Raw genomic sequence first — 19068 nt, forward strand, 5'->3', positions numbered from 1 at the left:
GTCAACGACGCGGCGCCTCCGCCAGCGGCGCGGGGAGGGGCTCGCTGTGCAGGACGGTCAGGGAGGTCACCGCGCGGGTCAGCACGACGTAGAGCCGGGCGAGGCCGCGCTCCTCGGCGGCGGCGATCGCGGCGGGCTCGGCGACGACGACATGGTCGAACTCCAGACCCTTGGCGAGGGTCGCCGGGACGACCTGGAGCCGCTCGTCCTCGCCGGTGGACGCGTCGTCGAGCACGCCGTGCGCGATCCCCGCGGTGGCGAGGGACTCGGCGTGCGCGGCGACGGCGGCGTCCGGGACGATCAGCCCGACCGTCCCCTCCAGCTCCAGCAGGCCGCGGGCCGTGTCGGCCGCGTCCTTCGTGGTCTCGTCGCTCCGCCGGACGGTCAGCGCGCCCGCGCCCGGACGCAGCGAACGCGGCGCGGCGAGGCCGGACGCGATGTGCGGGAGGAGGGCGGCGGCGAAGTCGAGGACGGTCCCGGGGACGCGGAACCCGACGGCGAGCTCGGTGACCTCGCCCTCCTGCCCGAGGTGGCCGAGGACCTCGTCCCAGGAGCGCGCCGACCAGGGCGTCGTGCCCTGCGCGATGTCGCCGAGGACGGTCGCGGACCCGGAGGCGCAGCGCCGGCCGAGGGCCCGCAGCTGCATGGCGGACAGGTCCTGCGCCTCGTCCACGACCAGGTGGCCGAGGGAGCGGGTGCGCTCGATGAGGTCGCCCAGCTCGTCCAGCAGGGCGCGGTCGGCGGCGGTCCACTTCGCGGAGCGGTGCGAGCGCGGGGGCTTGGCCCACAGGATCGCGGCCTGCTCCTCGTCGGTGAGGATCCCGCGCGCGGCGGTGCCCAGCGCGTCGGCGTCGGAGAGCAGGGCGTGCAGGGCGATCTCGGGCGTGAGCTTCGGCCAGACCGCGTCGAGCAGCTGCTTCATCGGACGCGACCGGACGACCTGGTCCTGGACGCGGTCGTCGGGGGCTCCGCCGCGCTGCTCCATCCCGACGAGGATCCGGTGCGCGAGACGCTGCGCGAACATGTCGCGTCCGGCGGCGTAGCGGGTCGTGCCGCGCAGGCCGGCGGCGATCTCCCGGACCTCGTGGTCGGGGACCCGGAACTTGGCGACGCCGCTCGTGTAGACCAGCCCCTCCTCGGGCTTGCGGATGTGCCGCCAGACGGCCTTGCGCAGCACCTCGGCCATCCGGGCGTCGCCCTTGACGGCGGACACGGCGGCGGGCTCGGTACCGGTGGGCGCGCCCAGCAGGTCGTCCACGGTGGCCTGGTCGACCCGGACCTCGCCGAGCGCGGGCAGGACCGAGGAGATGTAGGCGAGGAACGCGCGGTTCGGCCCGACGATCAGCACCCCGGACCGGGCGAGCCGCTCCCGGTGGGTGAACAGCAGGTAGGCGGCGCGGTGCAGGCCGACGGCGGTCTTGCCGGTGCCGGGCGCGCCCTGGACGCACACCGTGCGGCCGAGGTCGGCGCGGACGATCACGTCCTGCTCGGGCTGGATGGTGGCGACGATGTCGCGCATCGGGCCGGTGCGTGGACGCTCGATCTCGGCGGTGAGCAGCGCCGACGTGTGGACGGGCGCGTCGAGCGGCTCGTCCTCGAACGCGGTCAGCTCGCCGCCGTGGAACCCGAACCGGCGGCGCAGCCGCCAGCCCATCGTGTCGGCCGGGCCCGCCTGGTAGAACGCGCGGCAGACCGGGGCGCGCCAGTCCAGCACCAGCGGCCGCCGCTCGCCGCCGTCGTCGTGGACGTGCCGCCGCCCGACGTACATCATGGCGAGCCCCGCGCCCTCGCCGTCCTCGTCGTCCCCGGTGGGCGACGCCGAGGACTCGTCGTCCGGGCTGTCGCGGGCCTGCTCGGCGTCCCGGTCCATGCGGCCGAAGAACAGCGGGGTGTCGGGGTGGTCGGCGAGCGCGGCGACCCTCTGGTCGAGCAGCGATTCCAAGTACTTCCGCGACACCCAGTCCGCGGCCATGTCGGCCGACAGGCCCGCGGCGTGCTCGCGCATCCGGCGCAGGGCCTCGCGGGCCGCCGCGAGATGATCGCGCTCGGCGGTCAGGACGTCGGGCGCCACTGTGGGCAGGGTTTCTCCGGGCATGCGAACGGACCTCCGGTCGGAGAGTGGTCGATGGCGAAACCATCGACTTTACCGGCCCGGACGGTCTGCGAGCCCCTCGGCGACCGCCGCCACGGCCCGCGGGCCAGAGGGCTACAGCTTGCGGGCCACTCCGGAGAGGAGCCAGTCGGTGCGGTACTCGGCGGCCTCCTCGTCCGGACGCCAGTCGCAGGCGTGGACGACGCCCGGCTCGGCGAGCTCGAAGTCGCCGAAGAACCCCGCGATGCGGTCGTGGGAGCGGAACGTCAGCGGCGAGCTCGCGCCCTTGTAGACCGACTCGGCGGCGGCGCGCCCGGCGGGGTCGGTCCCGGTGTCGGTGAGGTGGGTCAGAACCAGGTGGCTGCCGGGCGCGAGGGCGTCCCGGTAGGCGGCGACCAGGCCCTCGGGATCGTCCTCGTCCGGGACGAACTGGACCATCGCGACCAGCAGCAGCGCCACGGGCTGCGACAGGTCCACCAGCTCGCGCAGCTCGGGGTGGCCCAGGATCGTCTCCGGATGCCTCAGGTCGGCGCGGATGACGCCGGTGCTGCTGTCGTCGGCGAGCAGCGCCCGGCCGTGCGCGAGGACGATCGGATCGTTGTCGACGTAGACGACGCGGGCGTCCGGGACCGTCCGCTGCGCGATCTCGTGCACGTTGCCCTGGGTGGGCAGGCCCGCGCCGATGTCCACAAACTGGCGGATCCCGAGGCCGGTGAGGTGGTCGATCGCGCGCCGCAGGAAGCGGCGGTTCTCCCAGACCAGCTCGTAGGTGTCGGGCACGACCGCCTTGATCCGGTCGGCGGCGGCGCGGTCCACCGCGAAGTTGTCCTTGCCGCCGAGGAAGTAGTCGTACATCCGGGCGACGCTGGGCTTGGAGGTGTCGACCTCCGCCGCGGGCTGGTGCTGGGCCATCCGTCCTCCGGATCTCGGGCCGCTTCGCGGGCGGCCCTCGGGGGGCGCGGCGCCGCCCGGCCGCGCGCCAAGATCGTAGACCGGACGGACCGGGGCGGGTGGGGAATCGCGGTGATACGTCCCGTCCGGAGGGGTCGATCCGGGACCGGCCGCGCCGCTATCGTAGGCTCGTCGTGATCTGGATCACGTGATGGGAATCACATGGCGATGCGGACGGGCGAACGGCGGGCCCCGGTCCTGACGGCTCCGGGCGAGGGGCTGCGGGCAGCGGGCGTGACGGTGCGGTTCGGCGGGGTCACGGCCGTGGACGGCGCGGGGCTGACCGCGCCGCCCGGCGCGGTGACCGGCCTGCTCGGCCCGGACGGCGCGGGCAAGACGACGCTCTGCGACGTGATCTGCGGGCTGTGCCGCCCGGCGGCCGGCAGCGTCCGGCTGGACGGCGCGGACCTGCTCGGCCGCTCCCCCGGCGAGGTCGCCCGGCACGGTGTCGCCCGCACCTTCCAGGAGCCGCCCCCGACGCGCGGCCGGTCGGCGCGGCGGACGTTGCGCGACGGTGTCCGGGCCGCCGCCGAGGCCGAGGTCGCCTGCCGCGAGATCGCCGGACGCGACCGACGCGACGCGCGGCGGCGTCGCCGGGACGCGGTGGCCCGCGCCGGCGAGACCGCCGACCTGCTGCTCGCCCGGCTCGGCATCGCCGAGTTCGCCGCGCACCGGGCGGACGCCGTGCCACCGGAGGTCGCGCGGCTCGCCGGGCTGGCGGGCGCCCTCGCGGCCCGTCCGCGCGCGCTGGTGCTGGACGAGCCGTCCGCCGGGCTGGGCGAGGCGGCGTCCCGCTCACTGGAGGTGCTGCTCGGCGACCTCGCCGCCGAGGGACTCGCCGTCGTCCTGGTGGAACGCGAGCTGGAGCGCGTCCTCGGCGTGTGCGACACCGTCCACGTGCTGTCGCGGGGACGCGTCGTCGCCTGCGGCCCGCCGGCCGAGGTCCGCGGCGACACGTTCGTCCGGACGGCCTGCGCGGGCTGAACCGTGGATCAGGCGCGCGTGGCGCGGAGGGAGTACATCAGGGGGATGCGCGGACGGCCCTCCGGAAGCCGGTAGATCGGGCCGTCCTTCTCCGAGGCCCCGTATCGGGCGAAGAGCGTGTGGCTGTGCTCGTGCAGGAACTCCAGGCGCAGCCCGGCGGCGGCGACGGCGCTGACGACATCGCCGATGCCGTGCACGAACGAGATCGACCGGTTGTTGCGGGTCTCGGCGTCGCGGTCGGCGTAGGTGCCCGGCTCGTCCCCCTCCTGCGGCGACTGGTCGAAGTAGTCGAACTCGACGGTCGTGCCGGTCTCCTCGTCCAGGGCGTCCGCGAACGGGTGGAACTCGGTGAGGTAGAGGAACCCGCCTGGGTTCAGCAGCGCGGCGACGGTCTCGGCCCAGCGGCCGAGGTCGGGGAGCCAGGGCAGCGAGCCGATCCCGGTGTAGACGATGTCGAAGGTCGCGCCGAGCGCCTCGCGCGCGTCGTAGACGTCGGCTTGGACGAACCGGGCGTCGATGCCGGTCTCCGCCGCGAGGCCCCGGGCGACCTCGACGCCGGGCTCGGAGAAGTCGAGCCCGGTGACCGTCGCGCCGCGCCGGGCCCAGGACAGCGTGTCGAGCCCGAAATGGCACTGGAGGTGCGCGAGCGTCCGGCCGGAGACGTCCCCGACCTCGGCGGTCTCGAAGTCGCGCAGCGTGTCGACGCCCGCCCGGAACCCGGCGACGTCGTAGTAGTCGCTGCCGAAGTGAATGGGGACGCGCTCGTCCCACAACTCGCGGTTGACGTCCAGGTATTCGTCGCTCGTCACGTCGGTGATCATATGGAGGACCGATCCTTGACAGCGAGCGGATTTCCGTGAGCCCATGCGTACGTCACCGTCCGCTGCCCACCGTCTCCCGCCCGTCTCCGTCCCGGACCCGCCCGCAAGCCCGGAGTCGTCGATGACCCCGTCCGAACCCGCCGCTCCCGACCGTTCGAGTCCGGTCCGCGAGGCGCTGCTCGACGCCGCCGCCGAGCTCCTCGTCCAGAACGGCTACAAGGGTTTGCGCATGCGTGACGTGGCGGAGGCCGCCGGGGTGAGCCGGCAGACCGTCTACAACGAGTTCGGCGACAAGTGGGGGCTCGCGCAGGCCGTGGTGCTGCGCGACAACGAGCGCTACCTGGACGGCATCGACCGGGTGCTGGCCGAGCACGACGACCTGTACGCGGCGGTCGCGGAGGCGGTCCGGTACACGCTGCTCACCTCGGCGAACGACCCGCTGAAGAAGGTGGTGCTGACCGGCGCGGGGGGCGACGAGCTGCTGCCGCTGCTGACCACGCAGGCCGAGCCGGTGCTGTTCACCGCGTCCACGCGGATCGTCGAGCACGCCCACGAGCAGTGGCCGCACCTGGATCGGGAGGCGTTCGCCGAGGTCACCGACGCGGCCGTGCGGCTGACCATGAGCCACCTGATCCTGTCGGACGGCCCGCCCGACCAGATCGCCCGGTTCATCGCCCGGATGTTCGTCCGCTACCTCGGCGTCCCGGAGCCGGAGGACGACTCCCTCTAGCTCCGTGCGAGGCACCCGGATCCGGCCATGCTCCAGACGGCCTCCGGTCGCCCTCGACGTCCGGCGGGTCGTCCGGGAGCATGGAGGAGCCGGACGAGGGAGGCGGTATGAACTCCGAACCCGCAAAGGGCTCCGAACCAGCGAACGGCGCTGGACGCACGGGCGGCCTGCCGGAGGTCAGGGTGCCGAGTGGGGACGTGATGCGGGCGGTGTCCGCGCACGGGGACGTCCGGCAGGTGCTGTCGGACCCGCGGTTCAGCCGCGAGCTGCGGCGTGGCGGGCCGCGCCTGGCCCGGGGCGGCGACGTCAACGACGACCGGTCCTCGATGCTGAACATGGACCCGCCGAGGCACACTCGGATCCGGCGGATCGTGTCCGGCGCGTTCACGCCGCGCCGGACGGCCGCGTGGCGTCCGCGCGTCGAGGCGATCGCGGCCGAGCTGGCGGACGGGATGGCCGGGCGGGAGCCGCCGTGCGACCTGCTGACGGCGTTCGCGTTCCCCCTTCCGGTGCGGGTGATCTGCGAGCTGCTGGGCGTCCCGGACGGTGACCGCGAGCGGTTCCGGCGCTGGGCGGACGTGGCGCTGTCCACCGGCACCGAGGGGGCGGCGCGGCGCTCGGCGAGCGGGGTCGAGTTCCGCGGCTACGTGGAGGAGTTCGTCGAGGCCCGCCGGGAGGAGCCGGGCGACGCGCTGATCGACGTGCTGATCGCCGCGCGCGACGAGGGCGAGGACGGCGACGGCCGCGGGCTCACCGGGCCGGAGCTGGTCAGCATGGTCATCAACATCATCACGGCCGGGCACGAGACGACCGCGCACATGGTCGCGTCCGGGGTGTTCACGCTGGTGACCGCGGGCCGCTGGCCCGCCGCCGCGGATCCCGCGCTGCTGGAGGAGGTGCTGCGGCACGACACGCCCGCGACCGTCGCGATGCCGCGGCTGGCGACCGAGGACGTCGAGCTCGCGTCGGGGACCGTCCGGGCCGGGGAGACCGTCCTGCCGATGCTCGCCGAGGCCAACCGCGACGCCGCCGTCTACGACGACCCGGACGCGTTCGTCCCGGACCGGCGGACGGGCGGCGTGCCGCTGGTGACGTTCGGCCACGGCCCGCACTTCTGCCTCGGCGCGAACCTGGCGCGGCAGGAGGTCGAGGTCGCGCTCGGCACGCTGGCCGAGCGGTTCCCGAAGCTGGAGCTGGCCGTCCCAGCAGACGAGGTCCCGTGGCGCACGGGCGGCATCGTGACCGGCCCCGCGAGGCTCCCCGTCCGCTGGTGACGCGGCGGCCGTCACCCGTGGTCGACGGTGATGTGGGGTGAGAGGGCCGCCAGGAAGTCGCGGGCGTCGAAGAGCTCGCCGGCCGAGGCGACGCCGGTCGTCCTGGTGCGGCCGGTGAGGATCCGGTCGACGGCCTCGACGGCCAGGGGCGCGGTGACGGCGTAGATGTCGCGGCCGGACGCCGTGGCGCGGCGCTCGGTGAGGCCGGAGACCACGACGACGTCGACGACGAACGACTGCGCCGACCGTCCGTCCTCGCCCGCGGGAGTGGGGGCGGGCGTGTCGGGGGACGACAGGTCCTTCGCCGCCTCGACGGTCATGTACGTGCGCACCTCGGGGACGGGCAGGTGGCTCGGGATCGTCACGACGTCGGCCATCGTGAACTCCCCGTGGACCTCGCGGGCCCCGGTCGGCTCGGGGAAGGTCCACTTGCGGGTCCACGGCTCGTCGTCGTGGTACTGCAGCCGGCCCGCGGTGAAGCGGACGCGCTTTCCGTTCCGGCGGCGGTGGGAGACCTCGCCGGCGGCGCGGGTCCCGGACGTCGGGTGCCAGCTGTCGAGGCCGTAGGCGACGTGGACCTCGTCCGCCTCGGTCCAGTCGTCCATCGCGGCGGTGGCGAGCAGGTCGCCGAGCCCGCCGTAGAAGGCCATGGCGGGGAGGACCACGGTCCCGGCGGCGCGCGCCCGGTCGGCGAAGAGGTCGAAGGTGTCGTGGTTGGCCTCGATCTCGGCCGCGACGTCCACGTAGGGGATCCCGGCGCGCAGCGCCGCCTCGATCAGGGGCGCGGCCGTGACGGCGAACGGCCCCGCGGCGTTGATCACGGCGTCCGCGCCGGCCAGCGCGCGGTCGAGCGCCGCCGGGTCGTCGGCCGCGGCGGGCCGGGTGTCGAGCCCGGGGTGGGCGGCCGCGAGGTCGTTCAGCTTCGCCGCGTCACGGCCCACCAGGACGGGCACGAAGCCGCGCGCCAGGAGCTCCGCCACGACGAACCGGCCCGTGTGCCCGTACGCGCCGTAGACCGCGACCGTCCGGCCGTTCTCAAGAAGTTCGTTCATAGGGAAATCGTCGCGGCCCGCGGGGGTACCGCACGAGTGTCCGGAACGACAAGATGCGTACACTTCCGGACATGCCCAAAGATGTACACACGGTCGCGGTGGCCGTCGCGGACGGGATCCTGCACTTCGAGCTGGCCTTGGCGTATGAGCTGTTCAGCTCCCCTCGACCGGCCTTGGCCGGGTCCTGGTATGAGCCGGTCATCTGCGGCGCGGGCCCGTTGCGCGCGGACGGCCGCTTCCTCCTCGAGCCGGACGACGGGCTCGACCGGCTCCCGCTCGCCGACACCGTGATCGTTCCGGGCTGGGCGGAGGTGGACGCCGATCCCCCGCCCGACCTGGTCGCCGCCGTCCGCGCGGCGCACGAGGCGGGCGCGCGGGTGGCGTCGCTGTGCACGGGCGCGTTCGTGCTGGCCGCCGCCGGCCTGCTGGACGGACTCCGCGCCACGACGCACTGGGCGCACACCGAGGCGCTGGCCGTCCGCCATCCGGACGTCGAGGTCGACCCGGACGTCCTGTACGTCGACAACGGCAGCGTCCTGACCTCGGCGGGGAAGGCGGCCGCCCTGGACCTGTGCCTGCATCTCGTCCGGCTCGACCACGGCTCGGCCGTCGCGAACGCGGCGGCACGAAGGCTCGTCGTGCCTCCGCATCGTCCGGGCGGGCAGGCCCAGTTCGTCGCGACGCCGGTCCCCGAACGCGGCGACCATCCGCTGAGCGACCTGCTCGCCTGGGTCTCCGAACGGCTCGACGAGCCGCTCACGGTCGAGGACCTGGCGCGGCGCGCGAACATCAGCTCCCGCCACCTGGGGCGGCACTTCCGCGCGACGGCGGGCACGACGCCGCTGCAGTGGCTCCTGACCCAGCGCATCCGCCGGGCCCAGGAGCTCCTGGAGACCACCGACGAGAGCGTGGACGCCATCGCCGCGGCGACCGGTATGGGCACCGCGGCGACGCTCCGGCGGCACTTCAACCGGACCGTCGGCGTCCCGCCGGACGCCTACCGCCGCACCTTCCGCAGCCGGTGGGCGAACGTCGGTCAGGCGTAGGGGCGGAGGGCGAGGAGCAGGTCGTCCGGGATGGCGGCGGGCGCGAGGCCGGAGGGGGTGCGGGCCATGCAGGCGATGGTCTGCGCGCCCCGCGCCGCGAGCAGCGCGGGGCCGCCTCCGGTGCGGTAGTAGTCGAAGCCCATCGTGACGCGGTTGTCCTCCAGCTCCGACAGCGTCATGCGCACCGAGACGTGGTCGAAGGCGCTCAGTTCGGCCAGGTAGTCGCAGGCGCACGACACGGTGACGAGGGCGAGGTCGCCGTCCAGCCGTTCGACGACGCCGGGGGCGTGGTCGGCGAGGAACAGCTCGCGGCAGGCGCCCTGCCAGGCCAGGTAGGAGGCGAAGTAGACGTTGCCGACGACGTTGGTGTCGGAGAACGTCACGCGGTGGCTGTACTCGTAGAAGCGTCGCGTCACGGGCCCGTCCCCTTCCTGGCCGCCGCGGCGAGCACCAGCGGCGCGTCCCGGCCGGTGACGGCGACGACGGCCGAGGCGATCTCGTGGGTGCCGGTGCTGAGCGTGACCCAGCCGTTCTCGTACACGCCGCCCGCCGTCGGACGTTCGAACGGGTCGCCGCCCGCCGCGCGCACGCACGCCGCGACGGTCCGGAGGCGTTCGAGGGACCGCGCGGACGGCTCGCCGACGAGCCGGGCGAGCCGTTCCGCCTCGCCGGGCCAGGGGTCCGGGTCGCCGTCGGGGGTGGTGGCGAGCGCGGCTCCTGCGGCTCCGGCGGCGAGCCCTCCGGAGCCGGGGCGGACGGCGGCGCGGGGCAGCAGGTCGTCCAGGTGGCGCTGGACGTAGGGGCCGACGAGGACGGACGGGAGGTCGCGGCCGTCCAGCAGCGGTCCGACGTCCCGCAGCCGCAGCCCGGCCCAGCTCAGCACCGGGGCGCCGGACGCGTCGGTGAGCAGGACGTCGTAGGTGTGGTCGGCCTTGTGATGCGAGCGCTCACTGGCCGTCAGGGTCAGCGGGCCGTCCGACTGCGCGGCGGCGTGCAGGGTGAACCGGTCGCAGCCGACCGGCAGGAGGCGCCGGTGCGGCACGCACGCTTGCAGGACGTGGATGGACGCGTCGTTCCGGAACAGGTCACCAAGATCCCCGTCCCTCTCCGCCTGGACGACGCCGGGGTCGAGGACGGCACGGCAGCCGCGCGCCTCGAGCCGCTCGTAGTGCCGGAGCCGCTGGAACGCCGGGCCGTGGAAGAACAGCGGCCCATAGAGCGTCCTGCCGTCGTGAACTGGGACGACGCCCTCGGAGGTGGGCACTGCGGGCAGGGCGGACGCGGCCGTGACGGTGCCGGTGAAGTGGTCGGCGTCGAAGCCCGTCTCGTCGCTGCGCAGCGCGACGCGGACGCCTCCGCCGTCCTCGTCCGTGAGCGCGCACACCCGGACGACGCGCTCGCCCCCGTCCGGGATGGTGAGCGGCCGCGTGAAGGTGCCGTCCGTCACGCTGGTGAGCGGTTCGCCCGTGAGCGCGCGGGCGGCGCGCGTCATCAGCTCGAGCGCGGCCACGGCCGGGAGGACGAGCAGGCCGTCGATCCGGTGGTCGGGCAGCCACGGCAGGTCCGCCACGCTCAGCCGGGTCTCGGTGACGGCCTCGACGCCGGGCGTGTGCGTCAGCGCCGCCCCCGCCCGGACCTCCAGCTCGGGTGCCGCCCCCGCACGAGCCTCCAGCGCGGGTGCCGCACCCGCACGGACCTCCAGCGCGGGCAGCCGGCCGCTGGCGACGACGGTCGCGGGTCCGGCGGACGACTCGGCGACGCGTGCGAGCAGCCGGACGCCCGCCTCGACCGGGATCGGGTCGACGCCCGTGCGGGTCAGCGTGGACAGCACCGCCAGCCGCTCCCCCATGCCCGCGCCGGACCAGGCCGTCCAGTCGATGTTCCGCACCCGGCAGCCCGGCAGCTCGCGCGCCAGGACGCGGGCCAGTTCGCGCTGCCTGCCGTTGGCGAGGGCGTAGTGGGCCTCGCCGGGGAGTCCGAAGCGTCCGATGACCGAGCCGTAGGTGACCAGCAGGCGCAGCCCGGCCGGGTCCAGGACGTCCAGGAGGGTGCGGAGGCCGAGCCGCTTGGGCGCGTCGTGGTCGGCGAAGTCCCGCTCGCCGAGGTCGGTGAAGCGGGCCGGGCGGTTGACGGCGCTGCCGTGGACGACGCCGCGCACCGGGCCGAGCCGGGCGGTCAGCCGACCCAGCGCGGACCGCACCGAGCGTGCGTCGCGGAGGTCGGCGGACGCGTAGCCGAACGTCGCGCCCTCGTCGTCCAGTCGCGCCAGGTTCGCGGCGAGCCCGGGGTCGTCTCCGGGGTCCGCGCGGCCGAGCAACGCGAGCCGGACCTTCCAGCGTTTCGCCAGGTAGGACGCCGTTTCCAGGCCGATGCCGCGGCCTCCTCCGGTGATCAGCAGGACGTCGCCGGACGCGAGTGGCGGACCGTCCGCAGACAGCGCGAGCGGCCGGTGCACCGGTTCGAACCGGGTGCCGGACGCGTCGACGAGCACCTCGGCGAACCCGTCCCACGCGCCGGACAGCGCCCCCGCGACCGTCGACGCGGGGACGTCCTCGACGGCGATCCGGCGCAGCGCGAGCCCCGGGTGTTCGAGCGCGAGGCCGCCGAGGAAGCCCGACGCGGTGTCGCCGTGGTCGACCACGGTCAGCGCGACATCGTCGCGGACGGCCTCGGCCGCCGCCGCGAGGAGGTCCGAGACGGCCTGGTCGGCCGGGTCCTCGGGGAGGAACACCGCGTGGGCGGGCGGAGCGCCCGGATCGTCCTGGAGCAGGGGCGCGACGGCCTTCCAGAGCGGGCCGTGACCGCTCAGCCGCCATGCCCGCGCTCCCCCGTCCGCCGCCGGACGCGCCGGACGCGCCGGACGGCGCCCCAGCGCGAACACGCGGAACCAGCGGTCGACTCCTTCGACCGTGTCGCGAGCGCCGTCCGAGACCGGGAGATCGGCGATGGCCTCGGCGAGTGCGGCGACGGTCGCGGACGCGAGCCGCGGCGGCGCGGACGGGGCCGTCCGGCCGCAGCGGACGGCGGCCTCGGCGGCGAGCTGGGTGACGCGCAGCGAGTTCAGGTGCAGGTCGGCGAGCAGCCCGTCCCCGTCCCCGATCATCCCGGCGGGCAGCTCCAGCGCCTCGGCGACCAGCGCGCGGACGACCGTGAGCGGGTCGCCGCCGTCCGGCGCGGGCTCCACCGGACGCTCGGCGGCCGCCTCCGTCCTCGGAACCGGAACGGCAGGGGCGCTCTCGCACGGGTTCGTCAGGAAGACCGGCGGCCGGCCGAGGTCGATCGGCCGGTGGGAACGCCCCGCGAACAGCGGCCGGACGTCGCGGACGGCCCCGGCGGCGAACAGCGCGGCGACCGTCCTCGCCATCGGCTCGCCGTAGGCCGAGCCCGCGTCCAGCGTCACGACCGGGACGTCGGTGATCTGCTCGGCCGACGCGGTCAGCGAGTGGCCCGGCCCGCACTCCACCAGCAGGTCGCAGGTGGTGGCGAGGGCCGTCAGCGCCGCCTCGAACAGCACCGGGGCCGTGACCTGCCGGACGAGGAGTTCCCGCAGGTCATCGACTTGATCGAGGGCGCGTCCGGTGACGGTCGAGAACACCGTCCGGCGTGGCCGGCCGAACTCCGTGCGCTCCAGCGCCCGCGCGATTCCGGGCGCGGCGGCGGCGACGGCCGTCGTGTGGAAGGCGTGGCTGACGCGCAGCGTCCGGGCGCTGATCCCGGCCCGCCCGGCGCGCTCGGCGACCGCTTCGAGATCGACGAGCCGACCGCCGACCACCTGGACGGGCCCGTTGTCGGCGGCGACCGTGACACCGGTGCCCGCGACGAGGTCGGCGACCGTGCCGGACGGAGCCGCCAGCGCGGCCATCCCGGTGCCCTTGTCGCCGGTGGCGGCCATGATCCGGCCGCGTTCGGCGGCCAGGTCCACGGCCTGCCGCGCGCCGATCGCGCCCGCCCAGCACAGCGCGGTGATCTCACCGAGGCTGTGCCCGGACGCCCCGGACGCCACGACCCCGAGCGCGTCCAGCAGCCGCAGCCCGGCCAGCGAGGACCGCAGCACGGCGGGCTGCGCGACGGCCGTGTCGTGCCCGTGCGCCTCAACGGCCGAGGGGACGGGTTCGAGATCGGGCAGCAGCACGCCCAGCGCCCCGTGGGTGCTCCGAACGGGCGCGCCCTGCCCGGGGAACAGCAGCCCGACGCGTCCGGACGGCCCGCTCCCCAACCAGTACCCGGGCCCGCTGACCAGCCCGAACACCCCACCCTCCGTCAACCGCGCCGCTACCCGCCGAGCACGTTCGGCGACCTCGGCGGGCGTCCTCGCAACGAGCGCGGCGCGCACGGCCATGTCCGCTTCATCGTCGTTGTGCGCGATGTCCGCGAGGGCGGCCGCCACGTCGAGGTGTTCGGCGAGAGCGCAGATGTCGGCGCGCTCGGCCAGCCGTTCCAGTTTCCCCGCGAGAGCCTCGGCGGACGCCGCGCCCACCACGAACACCTCCGCGTCCAGGGCGCCCCGCGGGAGGCGGCGCGCACGCGTCGGCCTCCGGGGCTCGGCCGCCTCCAGGACGACGTGGGTGTTGATCCCGCCGAACCCCATCGCGCTCACCCCGGCCCGCAGCGGCGCGTCCGGCCACGGGGTGGCCTCGCGGACGGTCCGCAGCGGCGCGTCCGGCGTGCGCAGCAGGTCGTGCTCGGTCTCGCAGCCGACCGTCGGCGGGATGGTCTGGTGGTGCAGCGCCAGGACGGCCTTGAGTAGCCCGGCGGCGCCGGCCGCGGCCTTGGTGTGCCCGATGTTGCCCTTGACCGAACCGAGCGCGGCGGGCGGAAGGCGCCGCCCGTCCTGGACGGCGATCAGCGCCTCCAGCTCCGTCCGGTCGCCGACCTCCGTCCCCGTGCCGTGCCCCTCGAACAGCGCGACGGTGTCCGGCCCGAACCCGGCCCGCGCGTACGCCCGGCGCATCGCGAGGACGTGCCCGTCTCGGGCGGGCCTCGTCAGTCCCCCGCTCCCGTCGGACGACACGCCCCAGCCACGGATCAGCGCCAGCGGGACGCGTCCCGCCTCCGCCGCGTCCTCGGCGCGCATGAGGGCGACCATGCCGCAGCCCTCGCCGGGCAGGAACCCGGTGGGCCGCGCGTCGTAGATCCGCATCTCACCGGTGGCCAGCGCGCCCAGCCGCGCGAAGCCGACCAGCTCGAACGGGTCGAGGCTGGCGTCCACGCCGCCCGCCAGCACCAGGTCCAGGTCGCCGGACGACAGGGCCGCGCAGGCCGTGGTCACCGCCAGCAGCGACGACGCGCACGCGCCGTCCACGGTGAAGCCGCCGCCGCGCAGGTCGAAGTGGTTGCAGACGCGGCCCGCGACGGCGTTGGCGAGCCCTCCGACCAGGGTCTCGTCGGTCGGCTCGGGGAAGGGCGCCTTGAACCCGCGTTCCAGCCGGGCCATCAGCGCCGCGGCCTCGGCATCGCCGAGACCGCCGTCCGCCAGCGCGTCCCGGACGACGCGGGCGACGTACGGCCAGCGCAGCCGCAGCAGCCCGGCCCGGCTGAACTCGCCGGTCAGGGAGTTTCCGAGCACCACGCCGACGCGGTCGCGCGGCAGGCCGCGCGCGTCCGGAAACCCGGCGTCCTCGAGGGTCTCGGCGGCGACCTGCAGCGCGAGCCAGTGCACCGGGTCGGTGACGCGGTGGCTCGCCCCGGACACGCGGTGCCGGGCCCTGTCGAACGTCCAGTCGGTGAGGACGGCGGCCTTCCGGACGTAGGTCGAATCGGGTCCGTCGCCCGCGTAGTCCGCGAGGTTCAGCCGTCCGGGCGGGAGCGGACGGAACGCGCGTCGCCCCGTCAGCACGTTCTCCCACAGCTGCGCGGGTGACGTGGCGTCCGGATAGCGGCATCCGGTGCCGACGACGGCGATCGCGGCCCCGGACGCCCCGGGCACGCCGCTCACCGTCCCTCACCGGCCGAGCCCGTCGAACCGGCGGAGTCGGCGGAATCGGCGCCGCGCTGAGCGGGGACGGCCGGAACCGCCGCGCCCGCCCGCCGCGCGTCGCGGAACGACAGGAACGCGAGGCCCGCCCCACGCAGCGCGCACACCGCGACCAGCGCGAAGAACAGCCCGAACACCACGTGGAAGGCGACCAGGACGCCGTACGCGGCGGCCGTGGCCAGACCGAACAACACCTGGTTCCGCGGCTTCGCCGGCGTCGTCCCCGGGTCGGTGATCATGTAGTTGGTGAACAGCACGAACGCGACGCCGGTCACCGGGAGCAGCGCGCTGACGATCGCGGTGTCGGTGAGGAACGCGCGCAGGACGGCCTGGAGCAGGAACCCGCCGACCCAGCCCGCGATCAGCGGCGTCTTCCGGGTGAGCATCGCGTTCAGCGCCGTCCCGGACACCAGGATCAGCGCCGGGACGACCCAGTCGAGCGGGCCTCCGACCCACTCGGTGAACTGGTAGGGCGGGGCGATCCCGACCCACGGGAACATCAGCAGCACCAGGGCGATGCCCAGGTTCGACGGGTTCAGCACGTGCCGGACCCTGCCGTTCACCCGCACCCGGACGAGGTACTTCGAGGTGATCCCGATGGTCACCGCGAACATGACCGGGCCGAGCCGGCTGTCGGCGAACAGCAGCATCGCGCAGGCGAGCGCGGTGATGTGCGCGGGCAGCAGGAAGTCCGCCAGCGCGCGCGGCCCGCCCGCGAACTTGCGCGGACGGCGGGTGGCCCACGCGTCCAGGGTCTCCAGGCCGATCTCCAGCACGTACGCCGTGGCGAGCGCGACGACCGGCGTCGCGTACGCCTGCTCGAACCCGAGGACGGTGTGCCCGAGGACGGTGAAGGCCGAGATCGAGATCGCGAACCGGCGCAGCGCGGCGACCCGCGGGTCCTTGGCGGGCCGGACGGCCCCGACCGCCGCGGTGGCGCCTCCGGTCGTGGTGGAGCTGGAGCTGGTCGTGGAACTCACAATCCCGCCTCCCGGATGGACCCGTCGGTGTTCAGCAGTGCGGTGTGCCAGCCCGGAGCGAACCGCGCCTCACCGGTGTGGAGCGTGCCGCAGGCGTCCCTCCAGGAGAGCCGGACCGGGACGTTCGCGGTGCCGCCGTCCAGGCCGAACAGCAGCTCCGGCGCGGACACGCCGGCGTGCCCGTTGGCCGGGTAGACCTGGCCCGTCCGGACGCCTCCGGTGCCCGCGAGCAGCCGCGCGGACGCGCCGATCGCCGGTGTCACCGCGCCGCTCGACCTCCCTGCCGGAGAAGGCGCGTTCGCCTTCCCGGCCGGACGCGCGGCCGGGGCGGTGCAGCCTCCCGCCGGGCGGACGAGCCGCAGCCCGAGGTAGGGCGACCGGTTCGTCCGAACGTTCCGGTAATAGAACGACTGCCGCCACTGGTTGGCGACCGCGTAGTCGAGCCGTCCGTCGTGCTGGACGTCGGCGAGCGCGATGCCGCGCGAGACGCTGTCGTCGTCGACGCCCAGGCGCCGGGAGACGTCCACGAACCGGCCGCCCGGCAGCCGCGCGAAGAACGGGTCGTGGTCCTGTCCGGAGACGTCGTCGCGGCCGGGCCTGAAGTCGGGCCACGCGCCCGGGTGGTTCAGCAGGTCGTCGTTGGTCATCGCCAGCTCCTGGAGCTGCGGCCAGCGGTTCACCCTCCCCTTGACGAACCCGGTCGCCTGGACGATCTCGGTGCCGCCGTCCCCGGCGAAGTCGCCCATCTTGACGTCCCAGGCCCAGCCGGAGCGCGCCAGCCCGAGCGACTCGCTGTGGTCGTCGTAGCGGGTGGTCCTGCCCTGGAAGACCTTCCGGCCCTGGCTCAGCCAGGCGAAGTTGCTCTCCAGCAGGCCGTACTCCTGGGTGATGTTGCTGACGAAGATGTCGGGGACGCCGTCGCCGTCCAGGTCGCCGAACGCCACGCCCATGCCCTTGAACGAGTCCTGGCCGATGACCTTGGACTTCGGCGTGGTGAAGTGCCGGACGCCCTTGACCTCCTCGAACCTCAGATGCCCGGGCGTGGACCGGTTGTGCAGCAGCCGGTCCGGGCCGAAGTCGTTGGCGAGGTAGAGGTCCGGGAGCCCGTCGCCGTCGATGTCCTGGACGCCGGTGGCGAGCGTCCAGCCCTTGGACGTCCGGTCGGGCAGCGGGCTCGGCGGCTCGGTGTAGGCCGCGGACGGATGCGCGCCGCCCTGCCCCGACCTCCACAGCAGGATGTGCTTGCGCCCGCCGTTGTAGGCCGCCGACATCGACCGCTGCATGACGAGCTGGGTCTGCCTCGCGTGCGGGTCGAGGACGCGCGCGCCGTCCGGGAAGTAGTTGGCGATGACGAGGTCGGCGTGGCCGTCCCCGTCCACGTCCGCCACCGAGACGGCGTTGGTGTTCCAGGTCTGGCGCGGCGACACGAGCTCCTGCGGGACGAACGCGCCGGGCTTCCCGAGCGGCTCGGGCGTCCGCATGAACAGCACGGGCGAGCGTCCCCAGTAGTAGACGAGGACGTCGGTCAGGCCGTCCTCGTTGAAGTCGCCGGGCGTGCAGCCCATCGGCGCCATCGTCGCGTCGAACGGCAACCCGGTCGGCGTGAGCCTCAGGGTCGGCATGCGTCCGCCGGAGCCGGGGACGGGGGCGAGCGTCACCGAGTCGTCGCGCGGGTCCACGACGCACGTGTCGACCGGGCGGCCCGCGCCCTCGATGTCGGCGAGCGCGACCGCCGCGCCGACCGAGGAGATCCAGTGGTCGATGTGCCGGTACGCGGGCGCGACCCGCCGGACGTCGCGGGGCACGGCCGTGCCGTTCAGCGGGACGCGCTGGAACGCGAACCGCCGCGCCAGCCGTGCCGCGTCGGCGTCGGACGTCTCGGGCAGGCTCGCGACGAACCAGCCCGCGACCAGCAGCAGCACCGAGCACACCTGCACGAGCCGGGAGCGCAGGAATCGGCTGTTCAGAACGCCTTTCACCGCTCCGCCACCCCGCCGTCGCCCCGCCGCCACTCCCGGCGGGTCAGAGCCCGCCAGTACTGGTAGTCCGCGAGGGTGTCGCCGTACTCGGCCGCCTGGTCGTGCGCCACGTCCGTCCACTTCGCGGCGGCTTCGGGCGACGCCGAGCACAGCGTCTCCACCGCCGCGCGGACGTCGTCGGGCACCTCGCCCCACAGCACGCGCGCCTTCGCGGCGAACGCCGCGCCCTGCGCGAGGTCGGCGCGGTGGCCGTCGGCGATCCGCCGCAGCGAGTCCAGGACGTCCGGGGGCCGCGCCCCGGTGTAGGCGGCCGCCAGCCCGATCCCCGCCCACAGGTCACCGCGGCGGTGCGGCGGGAACCCGGCGACGACGCGTCCGACGGCGTCGGGGTCGGCGCAGGCGTGGAACCACAGCGCGCGGCCGACCCCCTGGTCGCGGACGGAGGCGGCGGGACCGCGCGCGAAACGCTCCACCCGCTGCTCGTACAGCACCGGCACCGGGCGGAAGAACGCCTGGTGGAAGCCCCAGCCGTCCCACACCAGCCAGCGCGGCAGGCCGCGGGCGCCGGACACGCCGAACCAGGGGCGCATCCGCAGGCGGGCGTACGCCCAGCCCGCGCCGACGTGCACGAGGTGGAAGTGGCGGCGGCCCGGCCCCTCGAGCAGGCCCGCCACGCGGCGGCCGCGGGTGCCGGTCAGGACGTCGAGCAGCGTGCGGCTCATCGCCGCGCCCTCGTGCGCGAACCCGGCCAGCGCGGCCGGGGCGCCGGCCGGTCCCAGCGGTCCGCGGCCGGTCGCGAGGCCGGTGTTGTACCCGGCGGCGAACGCGCCGATCACCGCGTCGAGCCGTTCCCGGACGTCCGGGTCTCCGGTCGCGTGACCAGTCTTGTCGAGTCGGATAGTTCGGTCGTCAAGGACCAATGGACGGAAAAGGAGTGGGGTCCGCTGGGCAGGGACGGACGTGACCAAGGCAACCTCCTCGGCAGAACACCCACAGGACTAACAAAAACTGAAGTGAAGCGTCAAGGACGGTTATGTTGCACTGTCCGGATGCGGCCATAACGACAGAGTCTCAGCAGGTCATGGACATATCAACCACGCCCGCCGATTCCGGTGAATTATGCGGTGCGACATTCGATACGACCGGACAGAAAATGCACCGGCCGTCCCGCGACCCTGTTTCCGG

General features: G+C 74.7%; 13 protein-coding genes. 4 read left to right on the plus strand and 9 right to left on the minus strand.

Annotation, left to right across the window (positions count from 1 at the left end; translation table 11 throughout):
• Position 1: 1 nt before the first annotated feature.
• A complete protein-coding gene (locus tag AB0L06_RS07865) occupies positions 2 to 2095 on the minus strand; it encodes a HelD family protein (protein ID WP_500230158.1) in 2094 nt (697 codons plus the stop codon).
• Between the two features lie 111 nt (positions 2096 to 2206).
• A complete protein-coding gene (locus tag AB0L06_RS07870; protein ID WP_500230159.1) occupies positions 2207 to 3004 on the minus strand; it encodes an SAM-dependent methyltransferase in 798 nt (265 codons plus the stop codon).
• Positions 3005 to 3205: 201 nt separating this feature from the next.
• Here AB0L06_RS07870 and AB0L06_RS07875 point away from each other — a divergent pair, with 201 nt between their 5' ends.
• Positions 3206 to 4027, plus strand: coding sequence for an ATP-binding cassette domain-containing protein (locus AB0L06_RS07875; protein WP_500230160.1), 822 nt, complete (start codon positions 3206 to 3208; stop codon positions 4025 to 4027).
• A gap of 8 nt (positions 4028 to 4035) precedes the next feature.
• Here the strand turns inward: AB0L06_RS07875 and AB0L06_RS07880 are convergent, their stop codons facing one another.
• Positions 4036 to 4836, minus strand: a complete 801-nt coding sequence (locus tag AB0L06_RS07880) for a class I SAM-dependent methyltransferase (protein WP_500230161.1) — start codon at positions 4834 to 4836, stop codon at positions 4036 to 4038.
• Between the two features lie 133 nt (positions 4837 to 4969).
• Here AB0L06_RS07880 and AB0L06_RS07885 point away from each other — a divergent pair, with 133 nt between their 5' ends.
• Both AB0L06_RS07885 and AB0L06_RS07890 read left to right on the plus strand, forming a co-directional pair.
• Positions 4970 to 5578: a TetR/AcrR family transcriptional regulator gene (locus tag AB0L06_RS07885; RefSeq protein WP_500230162.1), complete on the plus strand. Its 609-nt coding sequence runs from the start codon at positions 4970 to 4972 to the stop codon at positions 5576 to 5578.
• A gap of 107 nt (positions 5579 to 5685) precedes the next feature.
• Positions 5686 to 6852 carry a cytochrome P450 gene (locus AB0L06_RS07890; protein ID WP_500230163.1) on the plus strand — a complete coding sequence of 389 codons (1167 nt, stop codon included), beginning with the start codon at positions 5686 to 5688 and terminating at the stop codon, positions 6850 to 6852.
• Positions 6853 to 6863: 11 nt separating this feature from the next.
• On the opposite strand, the gene AB0L06_RS07895 is transcribed toward AB0L06_RS07890, so the two are convergent.
• The gene (locus AB0L06_RS07895) at positions 6864 to 7904 is read right to left on the minus strand and encodes a saccharopine dehydrogenase NADP-binding domain-containing protein (RefSeq protein WP_500230164.1); all 1041 of its coding nucleotides are present in this window, start codon (positions 7902 to 7904) and stop codon (positions 6864 to 6866) included.
• 71 nt (positions 7905 to 7975) lie between these two features.
• On the opposite strand from AB0L06_RS07895, the gene AB0L06_RS07900 reads away from it, so the two are divergent.
• Positions 7976 to 8950, plus strand: coding sequence for a helix-turn-helix domain-containing protein (locus AB0L06_RS07900; protein ID WP_500230165.1), 975 nt, complete (start codon positions 7976 to 7978; stop codon positions 8948 to 8950).
• Here the strand turns inward: AB0L06_RS07900 and AB0L06_RS07905 are convergent.
• Genes AB0L06_RS07905 through AB0L06_RS07925 form a run of 5 tightly spaced genes read right to left on the minus strand, consistent with a single transcriptional unit; the run spans position 8941 to position 18803 of the window.
• Positions 8941 to 9366, minus strand: coding sequence for an acyl-CoA thioesterase (locus tag AB0L06_RS07905; protein WP_500230166.1), 426 nt, complete (start codon positions 9364 to 9366; stop codon positions 8941 to 8943). The two genes, AB0L06_RS07900 and AB0L06_RS07905, sit on opposite strands and share 10 nt — an antisense overlap.
• A complete protein-coding gene (locus AB0L06_RS07910) occupies positions 9363 to 14885 on the minus strand; it encodes an SDR family NAD(P)-dependent oxidoreductase (protein WP_500230167.1) in 5523 nt (1840 codons plus the stop codon). The genes AB0L06_RS07905 and AB0L06_RS07910 overlap by 4 nt, the downstream gene beginning before the upstream one ends.
• Complete coding sequence (locus AB0L06_RS07915; RefSeq protein WP_500230168.1) at positions 14882 to 15904, minus strand: enediyne biosynthesis protein UnbU; 1023 nt, start codon at positions 15902 to 15904, stop codon at positions 14882 to 14884. The genes AB0L06_RS07910 and AB0L06_RS07915 overlap by 4 nt, the downstream gene beginning before the upstream one ends.
• Positions 15901 to 17883: a CRTAC1 family protein gene (locus tag AB0L06_RS07920; RefSeq protein WP_500230169.1), complete on the minus strand. Its 1983-nt coding sequence runs from the start codon at positions 17881 to 17883 to the stop codon at positions 15901 to 15903. The genes AB0L06_RS07915 and AB0L06_RS07920 overlap by 4 nt, the downstream gene beginning before the upstream one ends.
• Positions 17880 to 18803 carry a DUF1702 family protein gene (locus tag AB0L06_RS07925; RefSeq protein ID WP_500230170.1) on the minus strand — a complete coding sequence of 308 codons (924 nt, stop codon included), beginning with the start codon at positions 18801 to 18803 and terminating at the stop codon, positions 17880 to 17882. Before AB0L06_RS07925 ends, AB0L06_RS07920 begins: the two co-directional genes overlap by 4 nt.
• Positions 18804 to 19068 lie beyond the last annotated feature (265 nt).

Origin of the sequence: Spirillospora sp. NPDC052269, assembly GCF_040679435.1 — a bacterium.
Classification (GTDB): domain Bacteria; phylum Actinomycetota; class Actinomycetes; order Streptosporangiales; family Streptosporangiaceae; genus Spirillospora.

Excerpts from the sequence above, each read along its gene's own strand:
- AB0L06_RS07875 (WP_500230160.1), top strand. The coding sequence starts at position 3,206 with ATGGCGATGCGGACGGGCGAACGGCGGGCCCCGGTCCTGACGGCTCCG.
- AB0L06_RS07865 (WP_500230158.1), bottom strand. The coding sequence starts at position 2,095 with ATGCCCGGAGAAACCCTGCCCACAGTGGCGCCCGACGTCCTGACCGCC.
- AB0L06_RS07895 (WP_500230164.1), bottom strand. The coding sequence starts at position 7,904 with ATGAACGAACTTCTTGAGAACGGCCGGACGGTCGCGGTCTACGGCGCG.
- AB0L06_RS07900 (WP_500230165.1), top strand. The coding sequence starts at position 7,976 with ATGCCCAAAGATGTACACACGGTCGCGGTGGCCGTCGCGGACGGGATC.
- AB0L06_RS07885 (WP_500230162.1), top strand. The coding sequence starts at position 4,970 with ATGACCCCGTCCGAACCCGCCGCTCCCGACCGTTCGAGTCCGGTCCGC.
- AB0L06_RS07890 (WP_500230163.1), top strand. The coding sequence starts at position 5,686 with ATGAACTCCGAACCCGCAAAGGGCTCCGAACCAGCGAACGGCGCTGGA.
- AB0L06_RS07870 (WP_500230159.1), bottom strand. The coding sequence starts at position 3,004 with ATGGCCCAGCACCAGCCCGCGGCGGAGGTCGACACCTCCAAGCCCAGC.